Below are 25,444 nucleotides of genomic sequence, written 5' to 3' on the forward strand. Positions count from 1 at the left end.
ATCTTCAATTATATCTAAATGAGTTTGTTTACAAGTTAAATAGAAGATATTTTGAAGAAAAACTATTCGATAGATTAGTAATTGCTGGCATTACAGGATTATGACAAAAAACGGACAATCAAAAAAAAAATATAAAACATGACTAAAGTCAGTATTTTATGTTTTTTTTATTCCGAAATTAAAAAGAGAATTTCGAAAACGAAATAGTCAATAACTTATACTTGAATCTTCACTAGATATCCTTCAAAAGTTCGCACATTAAAAACAGTACCGTCATCAAAAAGCAGATATTGTGCTTTGATTCCCATTAATTTTCCATTAAAAACAGGTGTTCTTTCTAAGCTTAAGCTATTCACTTTTTTTGGATAAGTTAAAACAGGAAAATTTAATTCATAAAGATGTGCATCATTTTCACTATAATAAGGAAGCACTTCAGAAGGTAAAAATGTTGCAGAATGAATTCGCTCTTGAACTAAGTCGACGTTTGGCACCTCGTTTTTGAGCATTTTTTGCCAATTTGTTTTATCGGCATAGTGATTTTTAAGGGCAACTTCTGCAATTCCAGCCAGATAGCGATTTGGGACTTCTACAATTGGAATAGCTTGCACTGCTCCTTGATCTATCCAACGCGTGGGCACTTGCGTCCCTCTTGTTACGCCCACTTTTACTTCGCTTGACAATGCCAAATAAACAATATGTGGTTGCAGCTGTACTTTGCGTTCATATGTCAAATCACGATCTTCAATGTCTAAATGAGCCGTACTCAATTCGGGTTTCATAATCCAATCACCAACAGAAGCACTCGACATAAAACAGTCATAACAATAACCTTGTCTGAAAATTTTCTTCTTCTTGCCACAATTTAAACATTGATAGCCTTGAAAGCTAATTTCTATTTCTTTAGCAAGCAATTGATTCATATTTAAAAAACTATTTTCAAATACTAAATAATATTGAATAGGATTTCCATATTCAGTCTGCATTTTTGTAAGCACTCCTTCGTAAATCATTTAGAATAAAGTTTTCTATTAAACGTTCATCGTACACCAAAAATTATTATTTTTGATAAGGTTGTAAAGTTAAGTTTTGTCTTATCAAAATTCAACTCTAACCTCAAAACATTATTAAAATAAATTAAAATGCCGCTACCAATTATCAATTCTATTGCGACTTGGATATTAAAAAAACGAATTCATCAAATTGAATTGTTTATTAAATATCCCAATGAAGTGCAGGAAGAATTACTATTTGCTTTATTAAAAATAGCAGAAAACACAGTGGTTGGAAGACAATACCAATTTAATTCCGTTTTGAATTATGATACTTTTACACAACGGGTTCCTATTTCTAAGTATGAAGATTTAGAACCAATGATTGAACAAACTCGAAAAGGGATGCAGAATATTTTTTGGCCCACTTCCATTAAATGGTTTGCAAAATCGAGCGGTACCACGAATGCAAAAAGTAAATTTATTCCTGTGAGTAATGAAGCTTTAGAAAATTGTCATTATAAAGCGAGTAAGGATTTATTGAGTTTATATTTAAACAACAATGAGGATTCACAATTGTTTGTAGGAAAAAGTTTGCGTCTTGGTGGAAGCAAAGAGTTGTATGAAGACAACAATACCTTTTTTGGAGATTTATCGGCCATTCTAATTGACAATATGCCTATTTGGGCCGAATTTAGTTCGACACCCTGCAACCGGGTTTCACTCATGGGCGATTGGGAAATTAAAATGATGGCCATTGTACAAGAAACAATTCACGAAGATGTTACAAGTTTAGCAGGTGTTCCTTCCTGGATGATGGTGCTTCTTAATAAAGCTTTAGAAGTAACTGGAAAAACAAATCTGACTGAAATTTGGCCTAATGCAGAAGTATATTTTCATGGAGGCGTAAGTTTTGACCCCTACCGCGAGCAGTACAAAAAATTATTTCCGCGAAAAGATTTTAATTATTATGAGATTTATAATGCTTCCGAAGGTTTTTTTGCCATACAAGACCTAAACTATTCCAATGATTTATTGTTAATGTTAGATTATGGCATTTTTTATGAATTCATTCCGATGGATACTTTTGAGACAGACCACCAAAAAGTTGTGCGTTTAGCGGATGTAGAATTATTTAAAAATTATGCTGTTATCATTACGACAAATTCTGGTTTGTGGCGTTATCAAATTGGCGACACGGTTCGGTTTACCTCTTTGAGTCCCCACCGTATTCGAGTAACGGGAAGAACAAAACACTTTATCAATGTGTTTGGAGAAGAATTGATTGTAGAAAACACCGATCAAGCCATTGCAAAGGCATGTCTAGAAACAGATTCGCAAGTTGTTGATTATACCGTTGCTCCAATTTTTATGGAAGGAAAAGAAAAAGGAGCACACGAATGGATTATCGAGTTTAAAACGATGCCAGAAAGCATGTCTTACTTCCATAAAGTTTTAGATGAAACCTTGCAATCGTTAAATTCTGATTATGAAGCCAAAAGACGCAACAATATGACTTTAAATCCGTTAGTAATTAATGTGGCCCGACAGAATTTATTTTATGATTGGTTAAAAGAAAGAGATAAATTAGGCGGTCAACACAAAATTCCGCGTTTATCTAATGAGCGGACTTACCTAGAACAACTATTAAAAATGCAATTTGCAGAACCACCACTCACATGAAAAAACTACTTCTACTTTTAATTTTAGTAACGTTCTATTCTTGTGGCCCTAGAAGATTAGGATGTGGTCCAAGAGGCTGTGATATTAATCTACAAAAGGAAAATCACAAAATTGACTTCATAAAAAATCCTGAAGTAAAAACCTCAGGATTAGTTTAATTTAAATTGTAAGCAAAATTTAAGAAACAGCTTTCAATCGTTGTAACATGTTTTTGTTTAGCGTATGTTCTGCATAACTTTTTTCGATATGCAATGTTTTTTCATCTGAGCTTGGCAAATCATACATAGCATCGGTTAAAATTGCTTCACAAAGCGAACGCAAACCACGAGCTCCTAATTTATATTCCAATGCTTTTTCAACAATATAATCTAATGCTTCTTCAGAAATAGTAAAGGTAACGTCATCCATTGCAAAGAGTTTCGCATACTGTTTAATTAGTGCGTTTTTAGGCTCTGTTAAAATGGAACGTAGCGTTTCTCTATCTAACGGATTCATATAAGATAAAACTGGTAAACGCCCTATTATTTCTGGAATTAAACCAAAATCTTTGATGTCTTTTGGAATGATATATTGCATCAAATTATCTTTATCGATTTGATCTACATTAGCCGAAGCACTGTAACCAACCGCTTGGCGATTTAATCTTTTGGAGATAATGCGTTCAATACCGTCAAAAGCTCCTCCGGCAATAAATAAAATATTTTGAGTATTAACTTCAATGAATTTTTGGTCTGGATGTTTTCTTCCCCCTTTTGGTGGTACATTAACTACGGTTCCTTCTAGCAATTTTAATAAGGCTTGTTGAACACCTTCCCCAGAAACGTCACGCGTAATGGAAGGATTATCGCTTTTACGAGCAATTTTATCAATCTCATCAATAAAAACAATACCTCGTTCTGCTTTAGCAACATCATAATCTGCCACTTGAAGAAGACGTGTTAAGATACTTTCCACATCTTCGCCAACATAACCCGCTTCTGTTAAAACAGTAGCATCTACAATGGTTAACGGAACACCTAACATTCGAGCAATTGTTTTGGCCACTAGCGTTTTTCCAGTTCCCGTTTGTCCGACCATGATGATGTTGCTTTTTTCAATTTCGACGTCATCATCGTTGTTTTTTTGCATTAATCGTTTGTAGTGATTGTACACTGCAACCGACATTACTTTTTTAGTTTGATCTTGTCCAATAACATATTGGTCTAAAAACGCTCTGATTTCTTTTGGTTTTTTGAGCACTAAATCTCCTAAACCATGAGAATGTTTGTTTTGCTTGAGTTCTTCCAAAACAATTCCGTGTGCTTGGTCGATACATTTATCACAAATGTGAGCATCAATACCCGCAATTAACAAATTGGTTTCTGGTTTCTTTCTTCCACAGAAAGAGCATTCTAGCATTTCTTTTGCCATGTTTTTATAGTCAAAAGTCGAAAGTCGAAAAGTCGAAAGTCATCTTAATATAACTTTAGAATTAAAACTTTAAACCTAGTTTATTTTCTTCGTAAAACTTCATCAATCATTCCGTATTCTTTTGCTTCATCAGCTATCATCCAATAGTCGCGTTCGCTATCTTTATGCACTCGATCAAAGTCTTGTCCTGAATGTTGCGAAATGATTTGATATAATTCATTTTTTAATTTCAACATTTCACGCAAATTGATTTCCATGTCGGTGGCAACTCCATGAGCTCCGCCAGAAGGTTGGTGAATCATCACACGAGAATGAGGTAACGCAGAACGTTTTCCTTCTGCTCCAGCACATAACAAAACAGCTCCCATCGAGGCGGCCATTCCTGTACAAATGGTTGCAACATCTGGTTTGATGTATTGCATGGTATCATAAATTCCAAGTCCAGCATAAACACTTCCGCCAGGGGAATTGATATAAATCTGAACATCTTTAGAAGCATCTACACTTTCTAAAAATAACAATTGGGCTTGAATTATATTGGCTACATAATCATCTACGCCTGTTCCCAGAAAGATAATTCTGTCCATCATTAAACGCGAAAAAACGTCCAATTGTGAGACATTCATCTGACGTTCTTCAATAATGTAAGGAGTCATACCGCTTACAATTTTATCATAATACATACTATTCACACCATGGTGTTTCGTTGCATATTTTTTAAATTCTTTTCCTATATTCATCTTTGAAATAATACTTTTAGTTGTGCTCCTTTTCAATGTAAAAGAGCGTCAAATATACATTAGACGCTCAAAGATACTACTTTTTTTACTATTTTTATTCTCCATACATTTCTTTAACGAACTCTTCGTAAGAAACTTCTTTTGATTTTGCTTTTACTTTATCTTTGAACAAATTAAGCATTTTTTCACTCATTACTTGTTCTGATAGTCTGCGTACTTCATCTTGGTTAGAAAGTACTCTGGCTACAATTCCATCAATATCCTCTTGCGTTGGATTCATTTGGCCAAATTGAGCCATTTGCTTCTTAATTAACTCCGTAGTAAACGCTTTTAAATCTTCGAAATTAATTTGCAACTGATTCTCAGTCATTATTTTACCTTCAATTAATTGGTAACGCAATCCTTTCTCTGATTTTTCAAATTCTGCTTTTGCTTCTGCTGCAGTTAGTTGTTTCTCTCCAGAATTTTGAAGCCACTTAATTAAAAATTCAGAAGGTAAATCGAATTTGGTATTTTCTAATAAAAATTCAGTTACGTCATTTAGAAATTTCTGATCCGCTTGTTGCATGAACTGCTTTTCTGCGTCTTCTTTAATTTTTGCTTTTACTTCTTCAACAGAAGAAACCACTCCTTCGCCAAATAATTTATCAAATAATTCTTGATTTAATTCTGCTTTTTCGCTGTTTGTAACACCATCAATGGTTGCAGAAACAATAATATCTAAACCGTGCACTGCATCATGGTCTACTTTTAGATAATCCATCAACTTATGGTCGTCGTCAAATAAACCTTTGGTTTCTAGTTCAACTACATCACCAACTTTTTTCCCGATAAATTTTTTAGCCGTCTTTTTATCTTTAAAAACGTCTAATTCGATAGAAGTTGAATTATTGATTCCGTTTGCTTCATTCGTAAAAGTCAGTTTTAAATCGTCGCCTTCTTCAACGGTATCTTTAGAAATCAATTTTCCGTATTGTTTTTGAACACGTTCGATTTGATCATTCAACATTTTATCGTCGGCAATAATTTTATAGCTCGTCAAGTTGTTTTTTGCTGACAAATCAACAGAAAACTCAGGAGCTAATCCCAATTCGAAATCAAAGGAAAAATCTTCTTTATTCCAATCAAAATCCTCACTTACTTTTGGAAGTGGATTTCCTAAAATATCTAATTTTTCTTCGGTTAAATACTTATTCAAATTTTCTTGCAATACTTTGTTTACTTCTTCTAACAAAACGGCTTTTCCATATTGTTTTTGAATTAAACTCATTGGCACTGCTCCTTTTCTAAAACCAGGAATCGAAGCGGTTTTACGATAATCAGCCAATACTTTTTCAACTTTGGCAGCATAATCATTTTTGGAAACTTCTACGGTAACTACCGCGTTCAAAGCATCCACATTAGTTCTTGTAATATTCATCTCTTGTGATTTATAAACTATAAATTGGGTTGCAAAAGTATAAATTTTTTGCAACCCAACCAAGTTTTTATCCGATTGAATTTTAGTAAATCAGCCTTACTAATCTACGAATCGCCTCCTGTTATTTTATAGGCAATAGTCTGAAAAACAGAGAGAATAACACTGAAGAACAACGCTGTCCAAAACGATTCTACATGAAAACCGCCAACAATGTTGCTACACAGCATCACAATCAAAGCATTGATTACTAATAAAAATAAGCCCAGCGTCAAGATGGTGACTGGCAACGTTAGAAGCACCAAAATAGGTTTAACAAATAAATTAAGCAGTCCTAAAATAATGGCTACATAAATTGATTGCACATAACTTTCAACGTGAACGCCCGGTAACAAATAAGCGATTAACATCACTAATCCTGCCGTAATTAAAATTCTAATAAGTAAATTCATCTCTATTAATTTTTAATAAAAATACAAAAAAATATTATGCTTTTAAAAAGTTGAATGCAAATTCATAAAAAAGTGCGGGATTTTCAGCATGAAGCCAATGGCCAACATTAGGAATGGTTACAAATTCTGCTTTTGGAAATTGTTTTTGAATAGCTTGAAAATCATCGTCAAGTATATATCTTGAATTTCCGCCACGAATAAACAAAGTCGCTTTCTCAAAATGCAAATCATTGGGCAAAGCGGAACCGACTTCTTCTATTTTTTGATTGAAAACAGCTAAATTAAAACGAAAATCTAATTGCCCCGGTTCTTTCCAAAACAAACTTTTCATTAAAAATTGACGTGTTCCAAAATCTGGAATATATTTTTTTAGTAGTTCATCTACGTCACTCCGCTCCGGTTTTTGTGTAAAATCTACCGCGTTTAAACCCGCTAAAATTTCTTGATGATGCGGCTTATAATATTTTGGACCAATGTCTGCTACAATTAATTTTTCAACTAAAATAGGATGTGTTGCGGCTAAAAACATCGCCACTTTTCCACCCATGGAGTGGCCAATAATATCAATCTTAGTCAATTGATGAAATTGACAATAAGCCACAATATCTTCTGCCATATTGGTGTAAGAAAAACCTTCTGCATGAAAACTTCGTCCGTGATTTCGCAAATCAAGCATGTGAACTTGAAATCCATTTTCGGCAAATTGAGTACCAATAGTTTTCCAATTATCAGACATTCCCAAAAAACCATGGAGAATTAACAAGGGTTTTCCTGAACCTTCAATTTTTGAATACAACATTTTTTAAATTTTTTATTGAATGTAATAAAGAGGCAAGTTACACTTTTTTAGAGTGATGAACAAGTGATTAAAACGCTCTTCCTTTCCATGTATAATTACCGAACAAGGAATAAATAGCTACAAAAGTGCTAAAAAATGGATAAACCAAAGCCGTTAATAAAACCTTTCGCTGTTGAATTTGATACAGTTGAGCTGCTTGATTAGCTAATAAAACATCAATTAAAACTTTAATCAAGAAAAGAAACAGTAATTCATAATGACCCCAAAACAGGTATGGAAGACTTAATAACACACTTAAATTAGCTATAAAAACAAATAAAGCAACCAGCTTTCCGAAAACACTTGTATAAGCCGTTGATTTTCCAGCCCAACGTACGCGTTGTTCAAAAAGTGCTTTCCAAGTAGCCGCAGCTTGCGTTTGCACCACAAAAGAAGATTTTAGTAAAAAACCCACTTTTTCTGGAAATTGAGCAACTGCTTTTTGCAATAAAAAAACATCATCACCACTTGGTTGATCTTCATTTCCTTGAAATCCGTTAAGGTTTTCAAATAGCTTTTTGGTATAGGCAAAATTAGCCCCGTTGCACATAAATAGTTTTCCTAACCCAAAGCTTCCAACTGTAACGGCTTGCAAAGCCAGCATCTCATTTTGTTGAAAATCATTCAGAAAACAAGCTGTCGGTTTAAAAAAAACGGGGCCAGCCACCATTTCTTTTTGGGTACTTTCGATATACTCACTTAAATCGGTTAACCAATTTTTCGGCAGTATACAATCGGCATCAGTGGTTACTATCCAATCATATTTTGCTAACGGAATCGCTTTTAGAATCGCTTCTTTTTTGGGCGATTTAGAAATTCGATTTAAATGAAGAATTTGATGCGAAAAGTTAAGTATTGGAAACTGAAATCCGTCTGTAGAATCATCATCTACAAATAGAACTTCCATTTGAGACAGTGGATAATCCAATGCTTCTATCGATTTAATTAGCGTTGACAATTGTTTTGCTTCATTCCGAAAAGGAATAATAATCGAAAAGAAATGGGTTGGTTTTGATTGTTTAGGAAATCCTTTCTTTACCTTTTTAAAACCGCTAAAAAGCCAAAAACACAGCAGTATATAACACGTAATGGAGAAATAAATAAAAATCATCAGGCTTTTCGATTTGGATTATATTTTAGAACATAAAAACTGCCAATGACTACTGGAATTACTAAATTTAAAAACCACATCGCCAATGTTACAGAAAGAATTATCCATTCATTCACCCCTAAATTCCCGAATAAAAAAACGGCAACACTGCCTTTAATCACGACATCCATTAAATGAATACTCGGTATAATCGACGCTAAAAAATACATCGTAAAAATAGTCAACATCGCATCTGGATATGGAATTTCCACTTGAAAAATAAGCAATAAAAAATAAAATTGATGCGAAAAAAGCAGGTAACGAATGAACGAATATTGCACATTTGCAAAATGTTTTCGAGCAGGGAAAAGTTGCATTTTAATTTTTAATTTCTCAATAGAAAAACCATAAAAATTTAGCCGTTTGAAATAAAAAAGTAAAATTAAAAAAACAAGTACAAGTAGCACGGGCAACCAAAACAAAAAACCACTTTCTTGGATAAGAAAATTTAAATTAAAAGGGGATAATACAAAATAAAACAGCAACCCTACTAGTCCAAATAGTACGGTAACCATCATCTGTGTGAAATTGCCTAAAAAATTCAAGAAAACGATTCTTTTGGATTTTTCTTTGGAATAATAAAGACATTTTGCGATGTATTCTCCTACTCTATTCGGCGTAAATATTGATGCGGTTAACGAACCAAGCGATTGTTCGGCAGCTTGATTAAAAGAAATTTTATGAAAACTAGACACCAAATTTTTCCATTTTAAAATTTCAAAAAACCAATTTAATAAGCTAAGTAGCACGATTCCAACAAAACTAAAAAAAGATATTTTTGCGGTTATCCATTTGAAATTTACAGCGTTTTTATCTTGAAATTGGGAGTATAAGTAATAAAAAGCAAAGCCCACCAATAAAAATTTAGTGAGAACCAATAAGAAATGTTTAGCTTTGTGTGCTATTGAAATCATTCTTGCAAAGTAACAAAAACTTTGAACTTGAAGCTTTAAACCTGAAATAAAATCTTTTGACAAACGAACGCATCATATTAGGAATTGACCCTGGAACCACCATTATGGGTTTTGGTTTAATTAAAGTCGTCCATAAAAAAATGGAATTCATTCAGTTGAACGAGTTAATTTTGAGTAAGTACGATGACCACTACACCAAATTAAAAGTAATTTTTGAGCGAACCATCGAACTCATCGAAACCCATCATCCGGACGAAATTGCCATTGAAGCTCCTTTTTTTGGCAAAAATGTGCAATCCATGCTCAAACTCGGAAGAGCTCAAGGCGTTGCGATGGCCGCTGGATTATCACGACAAATTCCAATTACGGAATACGAACCTAAAAAGATAAAAATGGCCATCACCGGAAACGGAAATGCCAGCAAAGAACAGGTTGCCAAAATGCTGCAACAATTGTTAGGATTAAAAGAATTGCCCAAAAACCTCGATTCCACCGATGGATTAGCCGCTGCAGTTTGTCATTTTTTTAATTCTGGGAAAGTAGTGGGCGAAAAAAGTTATACCGGCTGGGATGCTTTTGTAAAGAATAATGAATCGAGAATTAGATAATTTGAAAATGTGCCAATTTGAAAATTATTTTCAGCACGCTATTCCATTTCCAAATTAATAAATTTCAAGAAGAAAGAGTAAATGCTTTTGTAAAGAATAATGAATCGAGAATTAGATAATTTGAAAATGTGCCAATTTGAAAATTATTTTCAGTACGCTATTCCATTTCCAAATTTTCAAATTAATCAATTTTCAAATTAAAAAATGTCAGGAATCTACATCCATATCCCCTTTTGCAAACAAGCTTGTCATTACTGCGACTTTCATTTTTCGACTTCCATGAAAAAGAAAGACGAAATGATTTTGGCTTTAGCGAAAGAAATTGCTTTGCGTAAAAATGAAGCTGAATTCGATACGATAGAAACTATTTATTTTGGTGGTGGAACCCCAAGTACATTAACGATTGTTGATTTGCGATTGTTGATTGATGAAGTTTATGCCAATTATAAAGTAGTTGACAATCCAGAAATTACGCTCGAAGCCAATCCAGACGACTTAACTTCCGACTTGTCATTCCAAGAAAAAAAAAATCGCTTTGAAGAGCTCAAAGCAATCGGCATAAACCGCCTTTCAATAGGCATTCAATCTTTTTTTGAAGACGATTTGAAAATGATGAATCGGGCTCACAATGCGAATGAAGCAAAAAAATGTCTTGAAGAAGCCTCAACCTATTTTGATAACATTTCGCTTGATTTAATCTACGGCATTCCGGGTATGAGTAACGAAAAATGGATTCAAAATATTGAAACGGCCTTATCTTTTGATATTCCGCATATTTCGAGTTATGCTTTAACGGTAGAGCCAAAAACTGCTTTGCATTCGTTTATTCAAAAAGGAATTATTGCTGCACCAGAAGATGAAGTTGCCCAAGAGCATTTCGAAATCTTAGTCGAAAAACTTGAAGAAGCTGGATTCATCCACTACGAATTATCCAATTTTGGAAAAGAAAACTATTTTTCAAAAAACAATTCTAGTTATTGGTTGGGTAAAAAATACCTCGGCATCGGTCCATCGGCACATAGTTATGATGGTAAAATACGCGGCTGGAACGTGTCGAATAATGCGTTATACCTTAAAGCTATTCAAGAAGGAAAATTACCGCTTGAAACAGAAACGCTATCAACAACCGATCGATATAATGAATATGTGATGACGGGATTGCGAACCATTTGGGGAATTTCTCTCGAACGAATTAAAACCGAATTTGGACAGAATTATTTGGATTACCTCAACCAACAAGCAGCAAAATATATCGAAGACCATTTGCTTTTTGTGGATGAAAACATCTTGCGAACAACTCGAAAAGGAAAGTTTTTGAGTGATGGAATTGCTTCAGATTTATTTTTATTAAATTTGGAATAAATTAACCACAAAGTACGCAAAGGTTTACTAAAATTTATCATCACCATTAAACGTCTTAGCGTACTTTGCGGTTATAAAAACACATACAATTTACTTTGCAAATCTTTGCGGTTAAAATAAAAATATGTTAGCTACCATCACCCACCTAAACAAAGCCTTCCGAGTCGATTTATTAAAACCTATTGATATTTCGCTACCGTTAACCAATGACGATTCAAATCCGATTGCCTGGTATATTGAAAAACCACAAATTGAACCCGTAAAATCTGGTGATTGGATTGGGAAAGTTGCTGAAGGAAGTTCGACCAATTTCAACAATATTTTTTTTAATCCGCACGGACATGGAACGCACACTGAATGTTTGGGTCATATTACCAAAGATTTTTTCAGCATTAATCAAACGCTGAAATCATTCTTTTTTACAGCGGAACTCATTTCTATTCAACCCGAGCAACAAGGAGAAGATTTTGTAATTACCAAAAGCCAAGTCGAAAAAGCATTGGGAAATACAAAACCGGAAGCCATTGTCATTCGAACATTACCGAATGTAGACGAAAAAAAAACAAAGAATTATTCCCATACTAATCCGCCTTATTTGCATGAAGAAGCGGCTGAATTTATACGCGAAAGCGGTATTCAACATTTGTTAATCGACTTACCAAGCGTAGACAAAGAAAAAGACGACGGAAAATTATTGGCTCACAAAGCATTTTGGAATGTAAAAGATGTAAATGAGTTGAATGGTGAGGCACGAAAAAATGCAACGATTACCGAGTTAATTTTTGTTGAGGAAGAGGTAAACGACGGAACTTATTTATTAAATTTACAAATTGCTTCGTTTGAGAACGATGCGAGTCCGAGTAAGCCCATTTTGTATAAAATTGAACATAATTAATGGAAATTATAGCGAGTCAAAAGAATGACATAGCCCTTATTTTCGAGCTTTATGAAGCCGCCACTCGTTTTCAGAAGAAAGTGGGAACGAATAGTTGGAAAGGTTTTGAACGTACAATGATTGAAGAAGAAATAGCCGAAAAAAGGCATTTTATCATCCGAGAAGATAATCAAATTACCGGCACTTTTGTACTTGCTTTTAGCGATCCTATTATTTGGAAAGAAGCAAACAAAGAACCTGCAATTTATATCCATAGAATTGCCACACATCCTGATTTTAGAGGTCGTAATTATGTTCAAAAAATCACGAATTGGGTAATTGATTATGCCAAAGGAATAGGAAAAAAATATGTTCGGCTAGACACTACGAGTGGCAATGAGCTTTTAAACAACTATTATATAAAATGCGGATTTACTTTTAAAGGAATTAGCGAAATAGAATGGACAAAGGAACTTCCGGCACATTACAAGGACGGAGCTTTTGCCTTATTTGAAATAAAAATTTAAAAATGAACATTCAACAACTTTACGAATATTGTCAATCAAAAAAGGGTGTCACCGAGCATTTTCCATTTGATGAAGATACGCTTGTATTTAAAGTAGGTGGAAAATTGTTCTGTTTGACTTCCTTAAAAGAATGGGAAAACGGAACGCCATCGTTAAACTTAAAATGTGAACCCGAAAAAGCTCTCGAACTTCGAGCCCAGTTCGACGCCATTTTGCCAGGGTATCACATGAGTAAAATTCATTGGAATACCGTTGCTTTTCACAGTGATGTTTCAGATAAAATGATGCGTGAACTTATTGACCATTCGTATGAATTGATTTTTTCTAGTTTGACGAAGAAAATTCAAAGTGAAATTGATTTAAAAACGTAATTATATAGCTTTTCTATGATTTGAAACACTAGAAAGATTTGTACACCTTCTCGCACCCGGGATGGCAGTAGAAAGCCCGGAACCAAAAACACCAATTTTTTTTATGCTAAAAAAGCGACTGAAAAAAGCTCTTTTTGGCTTTTAAAAAATGGTGTTTTTAGTGAGGACTTGCAACGTACAGCCCGATTTGGGGCCATAAAAAATCCGCTTACTCAATGAAGAATAAACGGATTGATATTTTTGCGTCTTTGCGAGAGACTATTTGCTCAACTCCACAAAATATTTATAAAACAACGGTATCGTTTCGATTCCTTTAAGGTAATTGAAAATTCCGAAATGCTCGTTGGGTGAATGAATCGCATCTGAATCTAAACCAAAGCCCATTAAAATTGTTTTCGATTTCAATTCTTTTTCAAACAAAGCCACAATCGGGATGCTTCCTCCAGATCGAACCGGAATTGCAGGCACACCAAATGTTTCTGTATAGGCTTTATTTGCCGCTTGGTAGCCAATACTGTCAATTGGCGTTACATAACCTTGTCCGCCATGATGCGGCGTTACTTTAACTTTCACCGCTTTAGGGGCGATACTTTCAAAATGTTTGGTAAATAATTCGGTGATTTCTACCCAATCTTGGTGCGGTACTAAACGCATCGAAATTTTAGCAAAAGCTTTACTGGCAATTACGGTTTTTGCACCTTCGCCAGTGTAGCCACCCCAAATTCCGTTAACGTCTAATGTCGGTCGGATGGAATTCCGTTCGTTTGTAGTATATCCCGCTTCACCATAAATATCACCAATGTCAATTGATTTTTTATATTTTTCTAATGAAAACGGAGCTTTGGCCATTTCTGCTCTTTCTGCAGTGGTTAATTCTTCTACTTTTTCGTAAAAACCGGGAATGGTAATGTGGTTATTCTCATCGTGAAGCGAAGCAATCATTTTAGTCAACACATTGATTGGATTGGCAACGGCACCGCCATATAAACCAGAATGTAAATCGCGGTTTGGACCAGCTACTTCAACTTCGACATAACTTAAACCGCGTAAACCGGTTGTGATAGAAGGCTGTTCGTTGGAAATCATTCCCGTATCGGAAATTAAAATGACATCGTTGGCTAATTTTTCTTGGTTACGTTCTACAAACCAGCTCAAACTTTTAGAACCGACTTCTTCCTCACCTTCAATCATGAATTTCACGTTACAAGGCAAGCAATCATTTGCAATCATGTATTCAAAAGCTTTCACGTGCATATACATTTGTCCCTTGTCATCACAAGCTCCACGAGCAAAAATGGCTCCTTCTGGATGAATTTCGGTTGTTTTAATAACAGGCTCAAAAGGGGGCGATGTCCACAATTCCATTGGGTCGGGCGGCTGCACATCATAATGACCATAGACTAAAACGGTAGGCAAATTTTTGTCGATGATTTTTTCTCCGTAAACAATTGGATATCCAGGTGTTTCACAAAGTTCAACAAAATCACAACCTGCTTTTTCAAGGCTTGCTTTCACGGCATCGGCGGTAGCAATTACATCATGGGCATAGGCAGAATCTGCACTCACCGAAGGTATTTTGAGTAATTCAATTAATTCAGAAATAAATCGTTCTTTGTGTTGTTGAACGTAGTTTTTTATGTTGTTCATAGTAAATTGTATAATAAAATCAAATATACGAATTGAAAATTTAAAATTCCAATAATGAAACTGCAAATTCTAAATGCTACGACAAACTAGGCGTTTTCGAAATAGTCAAAAATTGCTGAAATTTGAAGTTGAAATTTTTTTATTGGAATTTGGAATTTCCCATTTGGAATTTAAAAAAAAGCAGTATATTTGCACTCACAAATTTTGCGGATATGGTGAAATTGGTAGACATGCCAGACTTAGGATCTGGTGCCGCAAGGCGTGTAGGTTCGAGTCCTATTATCCGCACATAAAAATTTATAAATCCCTTAGAGCCAATGTTTTAGGGGTTTTTTGTTTTTATATTCTCCCACTATTCCCCTAAAAATTTAATTTTTATCTTTTTCTTCAAATATATTTTTCCCTATAATAGGAATTGTTTAACATAAAAAATAGCTTCGTTATCCAAAATAATAGGGAGAAATTCGGTACTCCCATTGCTATAAAAAGGAATAAATCTGCTTATCGGATAATAAAAAGCCGGAGGCGGCTTGACCAAATTATCATCAATATCTAGGAACAAGAAGTTAAAAATAAAACCGCAATAAAAATAAATGGCATTACTTTCATAATGTTAAAATTAAAGGCAAGGGAGACAGATGCTAAGGAAGTTGAGAAGTGAAAAAACTTCTCATTAAAAAGATTCAACAAGCAGAATGCTTACTGGTCATTATTCATAAAATTTAGTTAATTCAAAATGCAACTTAACTATTACGCTTATTTTAGTCGAAAATTACGTAGTACAATGAAAAATCAGTTTTTTTTACTGCTATCCGTTGGATTAATCACTAACCAGATAAATGCACAAGAAATGAAAGCAGTTTACGCAAGCAATCCGTTTTTATCGGTCTATAAAACACCTTTTGGTGTTCCGCCTTTTCATTTAATCAAAAACGAGCATTACCAGCCCGCTATTATGGAGGGGATTTCGCAACAGCGGAAAGAAGTGGATATTATCGCGAATAATAAAAGCTTGCCCACGTTTGAAAACACCATCGTTGCTTTAGAAAATTCGGGTGAACTCCTTGACAAAGTCTCTACCGTTTTTTATAATATCAATTCGGCTAATACAAATGCGGAAATTCAAGAAATCGCCAATACTGTTGCACCGAAAATTTCAGCTCATAATGACAATATTTATCTGAATGATAAACTTTTTTTAAGAGTAAAAACTGTTTGGAATCAAAAAGAGCAACTCAATCTCACCGTAGAGCAACAAAAATTAGCAGAAAAAACATTTAAGCGTTTTGTTCGAAGCGGAGCCAATTTATCTGATACAGACAAAGCTAAACTTCGAAACATCAACAGTGAATTGGCGGTGTTGACTTTAAAATTTGGACAAAATATCTTAGCCGAAACCAATAATTACGAATATGTTGTCACTAAAAAAGATGCATTAGAGGGACTTCCAGAAGAATTGATTATAGCCGCTGCTGAAACAGCAAAAGGAAAAGGAAAAGATGGGAAATGGGTGATTACACTCTCTAATTCGAGCGTCATGCCTTTTTTGCAATACAGCTCCAATCGTGCATTACGTAAAGAAATTTGGGAGGCTTATCAAAATCGCTGTAACAACGGAAATGTTTTTGACAACAACGCCAACGCCATCCAAATTTCGAATTTAAGATTAGAAAAAGCCAACTTACTAGGTTATAAAACCCATGCTCAGTATGTTTTAGAAGAAAGTATGGCAAAATCGCCTGAAAAAGTAATGGAATTTCTAAATCAATTATGGACTCCAGCCTTAGAAAAATCAAAAATAGAAGAAGCTGAAATCAAACAAATGATGGTAGCTGACGGAATTCAAGATGCGGTTCAACCTTATGATTGGCGGTATTACAGCGAAAAAATACGAAAAGAAAAATACGATTTGGAAGAGCAGGAATTGCGACCCTATTTTAGCTTAGATGCCGTAACCAATGGTGTTTTTATGGTTTGCGATAAATTATATGGTTTACAATTTAAACAAGTAAAAGAGGTGCCAACATATCATAATGACGTTACCGTTTGGGAAGTCACCGAAAAAAACGGCAAACATTTAGGTTTACTCTATATGGATTTTTACCCAAGAGCCTCTAAACGAGGCGGAGCTTGGATGACTTCTTACAAGCAGCAAAGTAAAGAAGAGGGCAAACGAATTGCTCCAATTATTTCGATTGTTTGTAATTTTTCTAAACCAACAGCAGACACGCCGGCTCTTTTCACTTTTGATGAAGTAACAACGTATTTTCATGAATTCGGACATGCCTTGCATGGCTTATTATCTGATGTGACTTATAAAAGTTTATCAGGAACTAATGTCCCGAGAGATTTTGTAGAATTGCCCTCACAGGTCATGGAAAATTGGGCAACCGACCCAGAAGTCCTAAAAATGTATGCGAAACATTATAAAACAGGCGAAGTTATTCCAGACGCTTTACTTCAAAAAATTGAAAATTCAGGCACTTATGGTCAAGGATTTGCAACCGTTGAATATTTAGCATCTGCTTTTTTAGATATGGATTTTCACACACTAACGTCACCTTTAACAGGTTCTGCCGCAGATTTTGAAACCGCTTCAATGAAAAAAATCGGATTAATTCCGTCTATCATTCCAAGACACAAAGCCAATTATTTTAGCCATGTCTTTGCCGGTGGCTATTCCGCAGGTTACTATAGTTATATTTGGTCGGGTGTTTTAGACACCGATGCGTTTGATCAATTTAAGAAAACGTCTCTTTTTGACCCAACAAAAGCCAATTTATTTAGAACTCAAATTCTTGAAAAAGGTGGTACCGAAGAGCCGATGGAATTGTATAAAAAATTCAGAGGTAGCGAGCCAAGTATTGAGCCATTGTTGAAAAAACGCGGATTAAATTCGCCCACAAAATAATAAATTAGGTTACGATTAATTCCAAAAAAAATCCCGATTTGAATTGCTCAATCGGGATTTTTTAGTTATCCGTGGTACACTCTTGAAAAGACAATTTTTCCGTCTCTGATGTCGAGCACTTCTGCCACTAACAAATCGGGTTCATCATTGACAGAGCGAACATATTCCATAAAAACACGTGTTTCATTAGCGGTTAATGAAGTGACTTGGTATTTCAAGGTTGGAAGTCGGTCAAAAGCCTCTTTCCACCAGGTTCGCATCGCTTCTTTTCCTTCTACAAGTCCGTTTGTTTCTGGTTTTCTTATTTTTAATTTCGGACTAAAATGCTGTGCTTTTTCATCATAAAGCGACAATAATTGGTCCAAGTTATGATTATTAAATGCCTCAAACCATTTATAGGCAATCGACATATTGACGGCCGAATTCATTAAAAATTCTTAAGATTAATGATTTCCTGTTCTGTTAAGAATCGCCAATTTCCCCTTGGGAGATTTTTTTTAGTTAATCCCGCAAAGGATACGCGATCTACCTTAATAACATCATAACTAAATTTTTCAAAAATCGCCCGTACTACTTTTACATTCGGTGTACGAAGTTTAATTCCGATTTCTGTTTTCGGTTGGTCATCGATATAACTAATTTCATCAACATATAGGCGGTGTTCATCAAACGAAACACCTCCTGCAATTTTTTCTAAATCTTCAAATTTTAAATTTTTATCAAGAGAAACGTGATAAATTTTAGGCGATTTTTGATTTGGCAATCCAAATTTACGAATCATATCCGTATCATTAGTAAACAACAATAAACCCGTTGTGTTTTTGTCCATTCTACCAATAGCTTGTATTCTCGCTTTTGTTGCGTTTTTGACCAATTCAAAAACATTTCGCATATCGCGGTCGTCTTCTACCGAAGTCGTAAAGTTTTTTGGTTTATTTAATAAAATGTATTCTTTTCGTTCTGGAATAATGGTAGAGCCATCAAAATTAACCACATCGCCAGGTTTTACTTGATAACCCATTTCTGTGACAACAATTCCATTTACTTTTACATTACCTGATTGAATATAAATATCGGCATCTCGACGCGAACAAGCTCCTGAATTTGCAATATATTTATTTAATCGAATATCATCCGATTTTACTTTTGGTTTGGCTGGTGTTACTGCTTTTGTGGATTTTTCTCCAGCTACTGGAGTATCTCCCGCCTTTTTAGGCTTTTGAGACCGTTTGGCCATGGCAGGTTTTGGCTTACTAAAACCTCCTGGTTTTCCTTTTGTAGTTCTGTTGGAAGTTGATTTTCTGCTGCTTCCGTCTTTTTTGTTCATTGTTCAATATTTTTGCAAAGATACGCAATTCGAACTTGGTTTTTCATTAAGAGTAAAAATCAGCTAAAATGTTATTGCTTTTTTAAATGGACAAAACAGCTTTGCCATGAATTAAGACAGAAGGTTTTATCAAGACGATACTAAAAACACCCGCCACTATAATAAATTTAATTATGAGATGGAGGAGTAAATAACTTTCTTTTGAATTGGATTTCCAAAGTTTAAGCAAGAAAAAAATCAACGCAATAAAACTAAGATAAAAATAGATATCCATGTAACCCACATCATAGACTTCAATAAGTACGTAGACTGGAATTATCGAACAAAACACTAAAAAAGTTATGATTCGTTTCGAAAAAACTTCCCCTAAAATTACTGGAATCGTTTGATAATTAGATACAATATCGCCTTTTATATTTTCTAAATCTTTAATCATTTCTCGGATTAAAATCAATATAAATAAAAAGGCAGCATGAGCTGTAATGACATAATATTTTTCGTTACTCACATTTTCGAGTAAACCTTCTACTTTAAAATAATACAATAAAATACCGAAAAAAGGAAGAACAGCCAAAAAAGCAGCCATTAGATTACCAACAATTGGATATTTTTTTACTTTATGTGAATAAAACCAAATCAGAAAAATATAAACCGAAAAAAACAAGACCGCTCTCCAGGAAATAAACATCGAAATAAAAAAAACAAAAAAGTTTAAGCCAAAATAAACATAGAGTTTTGTTTTTTGCGAAACCAAACGGTCTAGCATTGTTTTGTTTGGCTTATTAATTAAATCTTTCTGGCTATCATAAAAACTATTGATGATATAGCCCGAAGCAATGGTTACAGAAGATGCCAATACAATAAGAAACAAATGAAAATCTAATAAAACCTCTAATGCTCTTACATTTGGCGATAAAATAAAGATGGCAGCTAAATATTGAGCTAAAATAATAATCGGAATATTGTAACCACGCACCACAGAAAACAAACTGACTATTTTCATTAAAATCAATTTATTTTTTCTGTTTAATGCCATAGGTATATAAAAAAATCAAAACGAATTGTTTTGATTTTTACTTTATTTAGTGGAGTTAAAATTGATAAACTACTTCTAGTTTATAGTCTTTTAAAGTTGATTTTGCTTTTTCTAAATCTTGGGTAAAGCCAAGAATATAGCCGCCACCACCAGAACCACAAAGTTTTAAATAGTAGTCGTTGGTATCAATTCCTTTTTGCCAAATGGTGTGGAATTGCTCCGGAATCATCGGTTTAAAATTATTTAAAACAACTTTTGACAGTTTTTTAGTATTGGCAAATAAAGATTTCATATCGCCTTGCAAGAAATTTTCAACACACGCATCGGTATGTTTCACAAACTGACTTTTCAACATTCTTCGAAAACCTTGGTCTTTTAAGTTTTCCATAAAAATAGTAACCATCGGAGCTGTTTCGCCCACGATACCAGAATCTAACAAGAACACCGCTCCTTTGCCAGAAGTTACTTGTGACGGAATGCCTGCTGGTTCAATATTATCTTTAGAATTAATTAAAATAGGCAAACTCAAATAGCTGTTAAGCGGATCTAAACCAGAGCTTTTTCCATGAAAAAAAGATTCCATTTGAGCAAAAATCGCTTTTAATTGCAATAATTTTTCACGGGTTAAATTCTCTAAAACGGTAATTTTATCATCGGCATATTTATCATAAAAAGCAGCAACCAGAGCACCGCTACTTCCCACGCCATAACCTTGCGGAATGGAAGAATCAAAATACATTCCACGGGCAATATCTTGATAAAGATTTTTCAAATTAAAACGCACTAATTCTGGCTGTTCTTCTTGTAATTTTGCTAAATAATCTGAAAACCGCTTTAAACTTTCATTTGATTTAATGGCTTCAGCAGAAGGATTCTCAGACACTTTTAAAGCACCATTATAAAAATTATAAGGAATAGAAAGTCCTTTTGAATCTTTTATAATTCCGTATTCACCGAAAAGAAGAATTTTTGAGTAAAAAAGTGGTCCTTTCATGTACTTTTTTTATTTATTTTTTTCTAAAATAAGCGTATGCTATTAATTTTATTTAATCGAACGAAAAATGATGTTGCTAAATTTTAATAAAGATATACTTTTTAATTCAAAAACAGTGCACCATCGCCAATTTCGTCACAAATATACTGCCCATTTTGACAATATACAACTAATTCATTCTTAATAAATTGCAAAACTTTCTCCTGAAAGTTGGCGGGATACAACACATGAACGTTTGCACCAGCATCTAAAGTGAAGCAAACAGGAATAGTTGTTAGTTCCCGAAATTTCCATATTTTATGAATAATTTCTAGCGTATTGGGCTTCATCAAAATAAAATAAGGCCTCGAAGTCATCATCATCGCATGAAGTGTTAGGGCTTCACTTTCAACCAATTGAATAAATTCTGTTAATTCACCATTAGTTAGAATTTCTTTCAGTTTCGTTAAATTATGATGAGCTTGTTCAAACCGTTTTTCAGCATACGGATGGTCGTTCATCAAATCGTGTCCTACCGTACTGGAAACCTGTTTTTCACCTTTATCCACCAATAAAATAGTATCTTGATATCGATGAAAATAAGGATGAACCGATTCATAAGCGACACCAAATAAATTGGAGCTGCTTGGCGTTTCTGCATGATTTCCCCAAATTACGACTTCGCCCTTTAGACTTCTGCAAGCACTTCCAGAACCTAAACGAGCCAGAAAAGATGCTTTTTGAAAAAAATAATCTTCTGTCATTGAGGGATTCAATGCTTTTTCTATTCCCATCAAAGTAAAAGCCAACGCTGCCATTCCGGATGCTGAGGAAGCAATTCCAGAACTATGCGGAAATGTATTTTGTGTATCAATCACAAAATGATACGTTTTTAAAAAAGGGAGATAGATCGCAATTCGTTCAAAAAATTGTTGAATTTTAGGGCGGAAAGCGGGTTTCGGAGCACCTTCAAACAACAAATCAAAAGAAAAACCTTCGTTAGGTTGAATTTTTGAGAAATCCAGTTTCGTAATCGTTTTACAATTTTTTAACGTAAAACTCAACGAAGGATTTGCTGGAATTTGATTTTCTTTTTTACCCCAGTATTTTACCAACGCAATATTACTTGGTGCAGAAGCTGTAAAACTGCCTTTTTCAAGGGTTTTAGGATATGCTTGCGGAATAAAATCAATAGAAGATTGCATCTTTTTTTTGCTGTAAAGATACATTTTTTGCTTAATTGCTTTCTACTCCTTATTGAATTTGTTATTTTTGGATAAAAAGAAACGATGTCAAAAACTGTCAAAATTATCATCTTGGTTGTTGTCTGCTTAGCCGTAGGATATGGCTCTGGTATTGTGACCCAATCGGCTATTGAAACTTGGTATGTTACTTTAGAAAAACCTTTTTTTAATCCGCCCAACTGGCTTTTTGCACCTGCTTGGACTACATTATATATTTTGATGGGAATTAGTGCCGGAATAATTTGGAGTAAAATGGACAATATGCCTAAACTGGTTAAAAAAGCACTTTGGGTTTTTGCAATTCAGCTTATTTTGAATGCATTATGGAGTTTTTTATTTTTTGGGATGCAAAATCCGTTACTCGCATTAATCGAAATTTTACTGCTTTGGCTACTCATTTTTGAAACCATGAAAGTGTTTAAACCCATTGATTCACTAGCGAGTAAATTACTGATTCCCTATATTTTATGGGTGAGTTTTGCGACATTGTTGAACGCAAGTATTTGGTGGTTAAACAAGTAAAATTTAGAGAATTTCTAAAATAGCATTAATTTCTTTCACACACCCTACATTCAAATCAGCTAATTGGATGTTTCCCACGCGAACTCTTATTAATCGCAAGGTTGGAAAACCCACGGCGGAGGTCATTTTTCTAACTTGTCTAAATTTTCCTTCGGTGAGTGTAATAGAAACCCATGAAGTTGGCCCGTGTCGTTCATCACGGATTTTTTGAGAACGGGCGGGGAAATTGGGGACTTCAATACGAGTTGCTTGACATGGTTTAGTTTTATATTTAGTGCCTTTAAACCCAATCAAAACGCCTTTTTGCAGTTGTTCTACGGCTTCTTGCGTGATAATTCCATCTACTTGGGCATAATACTCCTTTTCGACTTTTTTACTGCGAACAACTTCACTCATCATTCCATCGGTGGTGAGTAGCAATAAACCTTCAGAATCTTCATCTAAACGGCCGATTGCCATGGTTCCAGCGGGGAAATCATGTAATTCACCCAAAAGTTTTTTGGTTCGTTTCAATTCATAAATAAATTGGCTAAGATAGCCGAAGGGTTTATGGATTAAAAAGTGACGGTGGTTTATCATTTTAATGTACAAATACGCAATGAAATTCCTTCAATAGTCGGAATAACAAAGAGAGCAGAATAACTTTTCTAAAGCAAAAAAGCCATCCCGAAACGGGAAAGCTTTTCATTGGTCTAACTACTAAACCTGCTACGCTTTACAAGGGCGTAGCTAAACAACACAACTTTCTTTGATGCTTTATTGGGGCAAAAAAGGTTTCCATTTCTGAAAACCTTCTCCCAATTTAGCGGTCTGGACGGGACTCGAACCCGCGACCCCATGCGTGACAGGCATGTATTCTAACCAACTGAACTACCAAACCATCGCTTTATTGCGGTTGCAAATATACAACGTTATTCCGTATCTGCAAGTATTTTTCTTGCTTTTTTTAAACCAACTTCCAAGTTCCTATCCAAACATTTGTTTTTCAACTAAATATGTCGTTAATATTTTTTCGAAATTGGCTCCTACATTGACGGGAACGTATTTTATTTTATTCTGTGCACACGTCATGGCCACTTTTTTGAAATAAGCTGTTGCCATTTTTTCATAGTTTTCTTTGATGTTTTCTGCAAACAAATCGATTGTTTCTCCTGTTTCAACGTCAATAAACTTACGTGGAGCATTATCAAAATCAAAATTAAGCTCTCTTTTTTCATCAATTACATGAAATAAAACCACTTTATGTTTATTGTGTTTCAAATGTTGTAAAGCATTGAACAAAGCTGTTTCTTCACCAGTTTGAAACATGTCTGTAAACAAAATAATCATGGAACGACGGTGTAATTTTTCTGCAATTTGATGCAAAAAAGTTACTGTTTCGGTTTGTTTTGCAACTTTAGGGTTTTCTATTAAATCTTCTAATTTGCTCAAAATCATGCGATGGTGCCGATCACTTCCTTTCTCTGGTGCGTAATACTCATAGTTATCTGAAAACACACTTAATCCAACAGCATCGCGTTGTTTTTTGAGCAAATTCATCAAAACTGCGGCAGCTAAAACCGAAAACCCGATTTTACTTTCATAAAAAGACTCGTCATTTTTTAAAGCAGGATAATGCATTGAAGATGAATTATCGATAATTAAATGACAGCGTAAATTGGTTTCCTCTTCATAACGTTTAGTATATAAACGGTCGGTTTTGGCAAATAATTTCCAATCGATATGTTTAGTGCTTTCACCAGCATTATACGTTTTGTGCTCTGCGAATTCGGCTGAAAAGCCATGAAAAGGTGATTTGTGCATACCTGAAATAAAGCCTTCCACAATTTGGTTAGCTAACAATTCAAGATGCTCAAAACTGGCTATCTTTTGTATTTGTGATTCGATGTTCATCTTTCAAAGATAAATAAAGATTTTTTGATATTTAGATTTTCAGATTGTAGAATTATAAAGTGAGGTTTATTTATAAAAACCGGTAGCGATAGTAAAATTTAAAATGAATTTAGAAAATTGGAATAAAAAAAGGCCTGAAATCTCAGACCTTTTAGAATTTTATTTTACAATTTTTTACAACAATGCATCAATTGCATCGGTATATGTTTTTTTAGGAGCAACGCCTACTTGACGACCTACTACTTCTCCGTTTTGGAAAACCAAGACCGTTGGGATATTGCGTACACCATATTTTGCAGCAAATTCTTGATTTGCATCTACGTCTACTTTTCCTACGATTGCTTTTCCTTCATATTCCGAAGAAATTTCATCGATTACTGGGCCAACCATTCTACAAGGTCCACACCATGCTGCCCAAAAATCTACCACTACTGGTTTGTCTGATTTTAAAACTACTTCGTCAAAAGTAGCGTCTGTAATTACTAATGCCATATTTTATGCTTTTAAATTAATATTCTTTTATTATTGCAAATTTAAAAATTTAAAACTTAATAAG

The 25,444-nt window shown here is 34.3% G+C and carries 26 protein-coding genes, 2 tRNA genes and 1 pseudogene; 11 read left to right on the forward strand and 18 right to left on the reverse strand.

Annotated elements, in window-relative coordinates; translation table 11 throughout:
• Positions 1-104: pseudogene (locus PHR76_RS03155) on the forward strand (IS1595 family transposase); the annotation flags it as partial.
• A gap of 111 nt (positions 105-215) precedes the next feature.
• On the opposite strand, the gene PHR76_RS03160 reads toward PHR76_RS03155, so the two are convergent.
• Positions 216-1,010: a DUF2797 domain-containing protein gene (locus PHR76_RS03160; RefSeq protein ID WP_300058485.1), complete on the reverse strand. Its 795-nt coding sequence runs from the start codon at positions 1,008-1,010 to the stop codon at positions 216-218.
• Between the two features lie 129 nt (positions 1,011-1,139).
• Here PHR76_RS03160 and PHR76_RS03165 point away from each other — a divergent pair, with 129 nt between their 5' ends.
• Together PHR76_RS03165 and PHR76_RS03170 are read left to right on the forward strand one after the other, a co-directional pair.
• On the forward strand, positions 1,140-2,672 hold the full coding sequence (locus PHR76_RS03165; RefSeq protein ID WP_300058487.1) for a GH3 auxin-responsive promoter family protein: 1,533 nt from the start codon (positions 1,140-1,142) through the stop codon (positions 2,670-2,672).
• Positions 2,669-2,830: a hypothetical protein gene (locus PHR76_RS03170; RefSeq protein WP_300058489.1), complete on the forward strand. Its 162-nt coding sequence runs from the start codon at positions 2,669-2,671 to the stop codon at positions 2,828-2,830. The genes PHR76_RS03165 and PHR76_RS03170 overlap by 4 nt, the downstream gene beginning before the upstream one ends.
• A 19-nt stretch (positions 2,831-2,849) precedes the next feature.
• On the opposite strand, the gene clpX is transcribed toward PHR76_RS03170, so the two are convergent.
• The 7 genes from clpX to PHR76_RS03205 form a co-directional block, all read right to left on the reverse strand.
• A complete protein-coding gene (clpX, locus tag PHR76_RS03175; RefSeq protein WP_300058491.1) occupies positions 2,850-4,082 on the reverse strand; it encodes an ATP-dependent Clp protease ATP-binding subunit ClpX in 1,233 nt (410 codons plus the stop codon).
• 80 nt (positions 4,083-4,162) lie between these two features.
• Complete coding sequence (gene clpP, locus PHR76_RS03180; RefSeq protein WP_300058493.1) at positions 4,163-4,822, reverse strand: ATP-dependent Clp endopeptidase proteolytic subunit ClpP; 660 nt, start codon at positions 4,820-4,822, stop codon at positions 4,163-4,165.
• A gap of 94 nt (positions 4,823-4,916) precedes the next feature.
• Positions 4,917-6,242, reverse strand: a complete 1,326-nt coding sequence (gene tig / locus PHR76_RS03185) for a trigger factor (protein WP_300058495.1) — start codon at positions 6,240-6,242, stop codon at positions 4,917-4,919.
• Between the two features lie 104 nt (positions 6,243-6,346).
• A complete protein-coding gene (locus tag PHR76_RS03190) occupies positions 6,347-6,691 on the reverse strand; it encodes a phage holin family protein (RefSeq protein WP_300058497.1) in 345 nt (114 codons plus the stop codon).
• A 34-nt stretch (positions 6,692-6,725) separates the two neighbouring features.
• Positions 6,726-7,490, reverse strand: a complete 765-nt coding sequence (locus PHR76_RS03195; RefSeq protein WP_300058499.1) for an alpha/beta fold hydrolase — start codon at positions 7,488-7,490, stop codon at positions 6,726-6,728.
• A 67-nt stretch (positions 7,491-7,557) separates the two neighbouring features.
• Positions 7,558-8,640, reverse strand: coding sequence for a glycosyltransferase (locus PHR76_RS03200; protein WP_300058501.1), 1,083 nt, complete (start codon positions 8,638-8,640; stop codon positions 7,558-7,560).
• Complete coding sequence (locus PHR76_RS03205) at positions 8,640-9,593, reverse strand: lysylphosphatidylglycerol synthase domain-containing protein (RefSeq protein WP_300058503.1); 954 nt, start codon at positions 9,591-9,593, stop codon at positions 8,640-8,642. The genes PHR76_RS03200 and PHR76_RS03205 overlap by 1 nt, the downstream gene beginning before the upstream one ends.
• A 56-nt stretch (positions 9,594-9,649) precedes the next feature.
• Between PHR76_RS03205 and ruvC the strand changes: the two genes are divergently transcribed.
• The 5 genes from ruvC (at position 9,650) to PHR76_RS03230 (ending at position 13,335) form a co-directional block, all read left to right on the forward strand.
• Positions 9,650-10,201 carry a crossover junction endodeoxyribonuclease RuvC gene (gene ruvC, locus PHR76_RS03210; protein WP_300058506.1) on the forward strand — a complete coding sequence of 184 codons (552 nt, stop codon included), beginning with the start codon at positions 9,650-9,652 and terminating at the stop codon, positions 10,199-10,201.
• Positions 10,202-10,405: 204 nt separating this feature from the next.
• Positions 10,406-11,563, forward strand: a complete 1,158-nt coding sequence (gene hemW, locus PHR76_RS03215) for a radical SAM family heme chaperone HemW (protein WP_300058508.1) — start codon at positions 10,406-10,408, stop codon at positions 11,561-11,563.
• A gap of 124 nt (positions 11,564-11,687) precedes the next feature.
• A complete protein-coding gene (locus PHR76_RS03220) occupies positions 11,688-12,458 on the forward strand; it encodes a cyclase family protein (protein ID WP_300058510.1) in 771 nt (256 codons plus the stop codon).
• Positions 12,458-12,964 (forward strand): GNAT family N-acetyltransferase, encoded by a 507-nt coding sequence (locus PHR76_RS03225; protein ID WP_300058512.1) that lies wholly within the window; start codon positions 12,458-12,460, stop codon positions 12,962-12,964. The genes PHR76_RS03220 and PHR76_RS03225 overlap by 1 nt, the downstream gene beginning before the upstream one ends.
• Positions 12,965-12,966: 2 nt before the next feature.
• Positions 12,967-13,335 carry an MmcQ/YjbR family DNA-binding protein gene (locus PHR76_RS03230; protein WP_300058514.1) on the forward strand — a complete coding sequence of 123 codons (369 nt, stop codon included), beginning with the start codon at positions 12,967-12,969 and terminating at the stop codon, positions 13,333-13,335.
• Positions 13,336-13,593: 258 nt separating this feature from the next.
• On the opposite strand, the gene PHR76_RS03235 is transcribed toward PHR76_RS03230, so the two are convergent.
• Positions 13,594-14,982: a dipeptidase gene (locus tag PHR76_RS03235; RefSeq protein WP_300058516.1), complete on the reverse strand. Its 1,389-nt coding sequence runs from the start codon at positions 14,980-14,982 to the stop codon at positions 13,594-13,596.
• A gap of 206 nt (positions 14,983-15,188) precedes the next feature.
• Between PHR76_RS03235 and PHR76_RS03240 the strand changes: the two genes are divergently transcribed.
• Positions 15,189-15,270: transfer RNA gene (locus tag PHR76_RS03240), tRNA-Leu, on the forward strand.
• A 562-nt stretch (positions 15,271-15,832) separates the two neighbouring features.
• A complete protein-coding gene (locus PHR76_RS03245) occupies positions 15,833-17,893 on the forward strand; it encodes a M3 family metallopeptidase (RefSeq protein ID WP_366143566.1) in 2,061 nt (686 codons plus the stop codon).
• A gap of 65 nt (positions 17,894-17,958) precedes the next feature.
• On the opposite strand, the gene PHR76_RS03250 is transcribed toward PHR76_RS03245, so the two are convergent.
• The 5 genes from PHR76_RS03250 to PHR76_RS03270 form a co-directional block, all read right to left on the reverse strand.
• Positions 17,959-18,321 (reverse strand): nuclear transport factor 2 family protein, encoded by a 363-nt coding sequence (locus PHR76_RS03250; protein WP_300058520.1) that lies wholly within the window; start codon positions 18,319-18,321, stop codon positions 17,959-17,961.
• A complete protein-coding gene (locus PHR76_RS03255; RefSeq protein WP_300058522.1) occupies positions 18,321-19,220 on the reverse strand; it encodes a pseudouridine synthase in 900 nt (299 codons plus the stop codon). Before PHR76_RS03255 ends, PHR76_RS03250 begins: the two co-directional genes overlap by 1 nt.
• Before the next feature lie 82 nt (positions 19,221-19,302).
• A complete protein-coding gene (locus tag PHR76_RS03260) occupies positions 19,303-20,223 on the reverse strand; it encodes a geranylgeranylglycerol-phosphate geranylgeranyltransferase (RefSeq protein ID WP_300058523.1) in 921 nt (306 codons plus the stop codon).
• A gap of 88 nt (positions 20,224-20,311) precedes the next feature.
• Positions 20,312-21,250, reverse strand: coding sequence for a mevalonate kinase (locus tag PHR76_RS03265; protein WP_300058525.1), 939 nt, complete (start codon positions 21,248-21,250; stop codon positions 20,312-20,314).
• 101 nt (positions 21,251-21,351) lie between these two features.
• Complete coding sequence (locus tag PHR76_RS03270) at positions 21,352-22,434, reverse strand: diphosphomevalonate decarboxylase (protein WP_300058527.1); 1,083 nt, start codon at positions 22,432-22,434, stop codon at positions 21,352-21,354.
• Between the two features lie 84 nt (positions 22,435-22,518).
• Between PHR76_RS03270 and PHR76_RS03275 the strand changes: the two genes are divergently transcribed.
• Positions 22,519-22,995, forward strand: a complete 477-nt coding sequence (locus tag PHR76_RS03275) for a TspO/MBR family protein (RefSeq protein WP_300058529.1) — start codon at positions 22,519-22,521, stop codon at positions 22,993-22,995.
• 3 nt (positions 22,996-22,998) lie between these two features.
• On the opposite strand, the gene PHR76_RS03280 is transcribed toward PHR76_RS03275, so the two are convergent.
• The 4 genes from PHR76_RS03280 to trxA form a co-directional block, all read right to left on the reverse strand.
• Positions 22,999-23,574 carry a pseudouridine synthase gene (locus tag PHR76_RS03280; RefSeq protein ID WP_300058531.1) on the reverse strand — a complete coding sequence of 192 codons (576 nt, stop codon included), beginning with the start codon at positions 23,572-23,574 and terminating at the stop codon, positions 22,999-23,001.
• A gap of 227 nt (positions 23,575-23,801) precedes the next feature.
• A tRNA-Asp gene (locus PHR76_RS03285) sits at positions 23,802-23,875 on the reverse strand.
• An 86-nt stretch (positions 23,876-23,961) separates the two neighbouring features.
• Positions 23,962-24,888: a DUF58 domain-containing protein gene (locus tag PHR76_RS03290; RefSeq protein ID WP_300058533.1), complete on the reverse strand. Its 927-nt coding sequence runs from the start codon at positions 24,886-24,888 to the stop codon at positions 23,962-23,964.
• A 174-nt stretch (positions 24,889-25,062) separates the two neighbouring features.
• Positions 25,063-25,380 carry a thioredoxin gene (gene trxA, locus PHR76_RS03295; RefSeq protein ID WP_300058535.1) on the reverse strand — a complete coding sequence of 106 codons (318 nt, stop codon included), beginning with the start codon at positions 25,378-25,380 and terminating at the stop codon, positions 25,063-25,065.
• Positions 25,381-25,444 lie beyond the last annotated feature (64 nt).

Source organism: Flavobacterium sp. (assembly GCF_028689845.1).
GTDB lineage: Bacteria > Bacteroidota > Bacteroidia > Flavobacteriales > Flavobacteriaceae > Flavobacterium.

Excerpts from the sequence above, each read along its gene's own strand:
- clpX (WP_300058491.1), bottom strand. The coding sequence starts at position 4,082 with ATGGCAAAAGAAATGCTAGAATGCTCTTTCTGTGGAAGAAAGAAACCA.
- PHR76_RS03235 (WP_300058516.1), bottom strand. The coding sequence starts at position 14,982 with ATGAACAACATAAAAAACTACGTTCAACAACACAAAGAACGATTTATT.
- PHR76_RS03280 (WP_300058531.1), bottom strand. The coding sequence starts at position 23,574 with ATGATAAACCACCGTCACTTTTTAATCCATAAACCCTTCGGCTATCTT.
- clpP (WP_300058493.1), bottom strand. The coding sequence starts at position 4,822 with ATGAATATAGGAAAAGAATTTAAAAAATATGCAACGAAACACCATGGT.
- PHR76_RS03250 (WP_300058520.1), bottom strand. The coding sequence starts at position 18,321 with ATGAATTCGGCCGTCAATATGTCGATTGCCTATAAATGGTTTGAGGCA.
- PHR76_RS03205 (WP_300058503.1), bottom strand. The coding sequence starts at position 9,593 with ATGATTTCAATAGCACACAAAGCTAAACATTTCTTATTGGTTCTCACT.
- PHR76_RS03165 (WP_300058487.1), top strand. The coding sequence starts at position 1,140 with ATGCCGCTACCAATTATCAATTCTATTGCGACTTGGATATTAAAAAAA.
- hemW (WP_300058508.1), top strand. The coding sequence starts at position 10,406 with ATGTCAGGAATCTACATCCATATCCCCTTTTGCAAACAAGCTTGTCAT.
- tig (WP_300058495.1), bottom strand. The coding sequence starts at position 6,242 with ATGAATATTACAAGAACTAATGTGGATGCTTTGAACGCGGTAGTTACC.
- PHR76_RS03260 (WP_300058523.1), bottom strand. The coding sequence starts at position 20,223 with ATGAAAATAGTCAGTTTGTTTTCTGTGGTGCGTGGTTACAATATTCCG.
- PHR76_RS03225 (WP_300058512.1), top strand. The coding sequence starts at position 12,458 with ATGGAAATTATAGCGAGTCAAAAGAATGACATAGCCCTTATTTTCGAG.
- PHR76_RS03200 (WP_300058501.1), bottom strand. The coding sequence starts at position 8,640 with ATGATTTTTATTTATTTCTCCATTACGTGTTATATACTGCTGTGTTTT.
- PHR76_RS03195 (WP_300058499.1), bottom strand. The coding sequence starts at position 7,490 with ATGTTGTATTCAAAAATTGAAGGTTCAGGAAAACCCTTGTTAATTCTC.
- PHR76_RS03170 (WP_300058489.1), top strand. The coding sequence starts at position 2,669 with ATGAAAAAACTACTTCTACTTTTAATTTTAGTAACGTTCTATTCTTGT.
- PHR76_RS03160 (WP_300058485.1), bottom strand. The coding sequence starts at position 1,010 with ATGATTTACGAAGGAGTGCTTACAAAAATGCAGACTGAATATGGAAAT.
- PHR76_RS03290 (WP_300058533.1), bottom strand. The coding sequence starts at position 24,888 with ATGAACATCGAATCACAAATACAAAAGATAGCCAGTTTTGAGCATCTT.
- PHR76_RS03270 (WP_300058527.1), bottom strand. The coding sequence starts at position 22,434 with ATGCAATCTTCTATTGATTTTATTCCGCAAGCATATCCTAAAACCCTT.
- PHR76_RS03255 (WP_300058522.1), bottom strand. The coding sequence starts at position 19,220 with ATGAACAAAAAAGACGGAAGCAGCAGAAAATCAACTTCCAACAGAACT.
- PHR76_RS03245 (WP_366143566.1), top strand. The coding sequence starts at position 15,833 with ATGAAAGCAGTTTACGCAAGCAATCCGTTTTTATCGGTCTATAAAACA.
- PHR76_RS03275 (WP_300058529.1), top strand. The coding sequence starts at position 22,519 with ATGTCAAAAACTGTCAAAATTATCATCTTGGTTGTTGTCTGCTTAGCC.
- PHR76_RS03265 (WP_300058525.1), bottom strand. The coding sequence starts at position 21,250 with ATGAAAGGACCACTTTTTTACTCAAAAATTCTTCTTTTCGGTGAATAC.
- PHR76_RS03230 (WP_300058514.1), top strand. The coding sequence starts at position 12,967 with ATGAACATTCAACAACTTTACGAATATTGTCAATCAAAAAAGGGTGTC.
- PHR76_RS03190 (WP_300058497.1), bottom strand. The coding sequence starts at position 6,691 with ATGAATTTACTTATTAGAATTTTAATTACGGCAGGATTAGTGATGTTA.
- trxA (WP_300058535.1), bottom strand. The coding sequence starts at position 25,380 with ATGGCATTAGTAATTACAGACGCTACTTTTGACGAAGTAGTTTTAAAA.
- PHR76_RS03220 (WP_300058510.1), top strand. The coding sequence starts at position 11,688 with ATGTTAGCTACCATCACCCACCTAAACAAAGCCTTCCGAGTCGATTTA.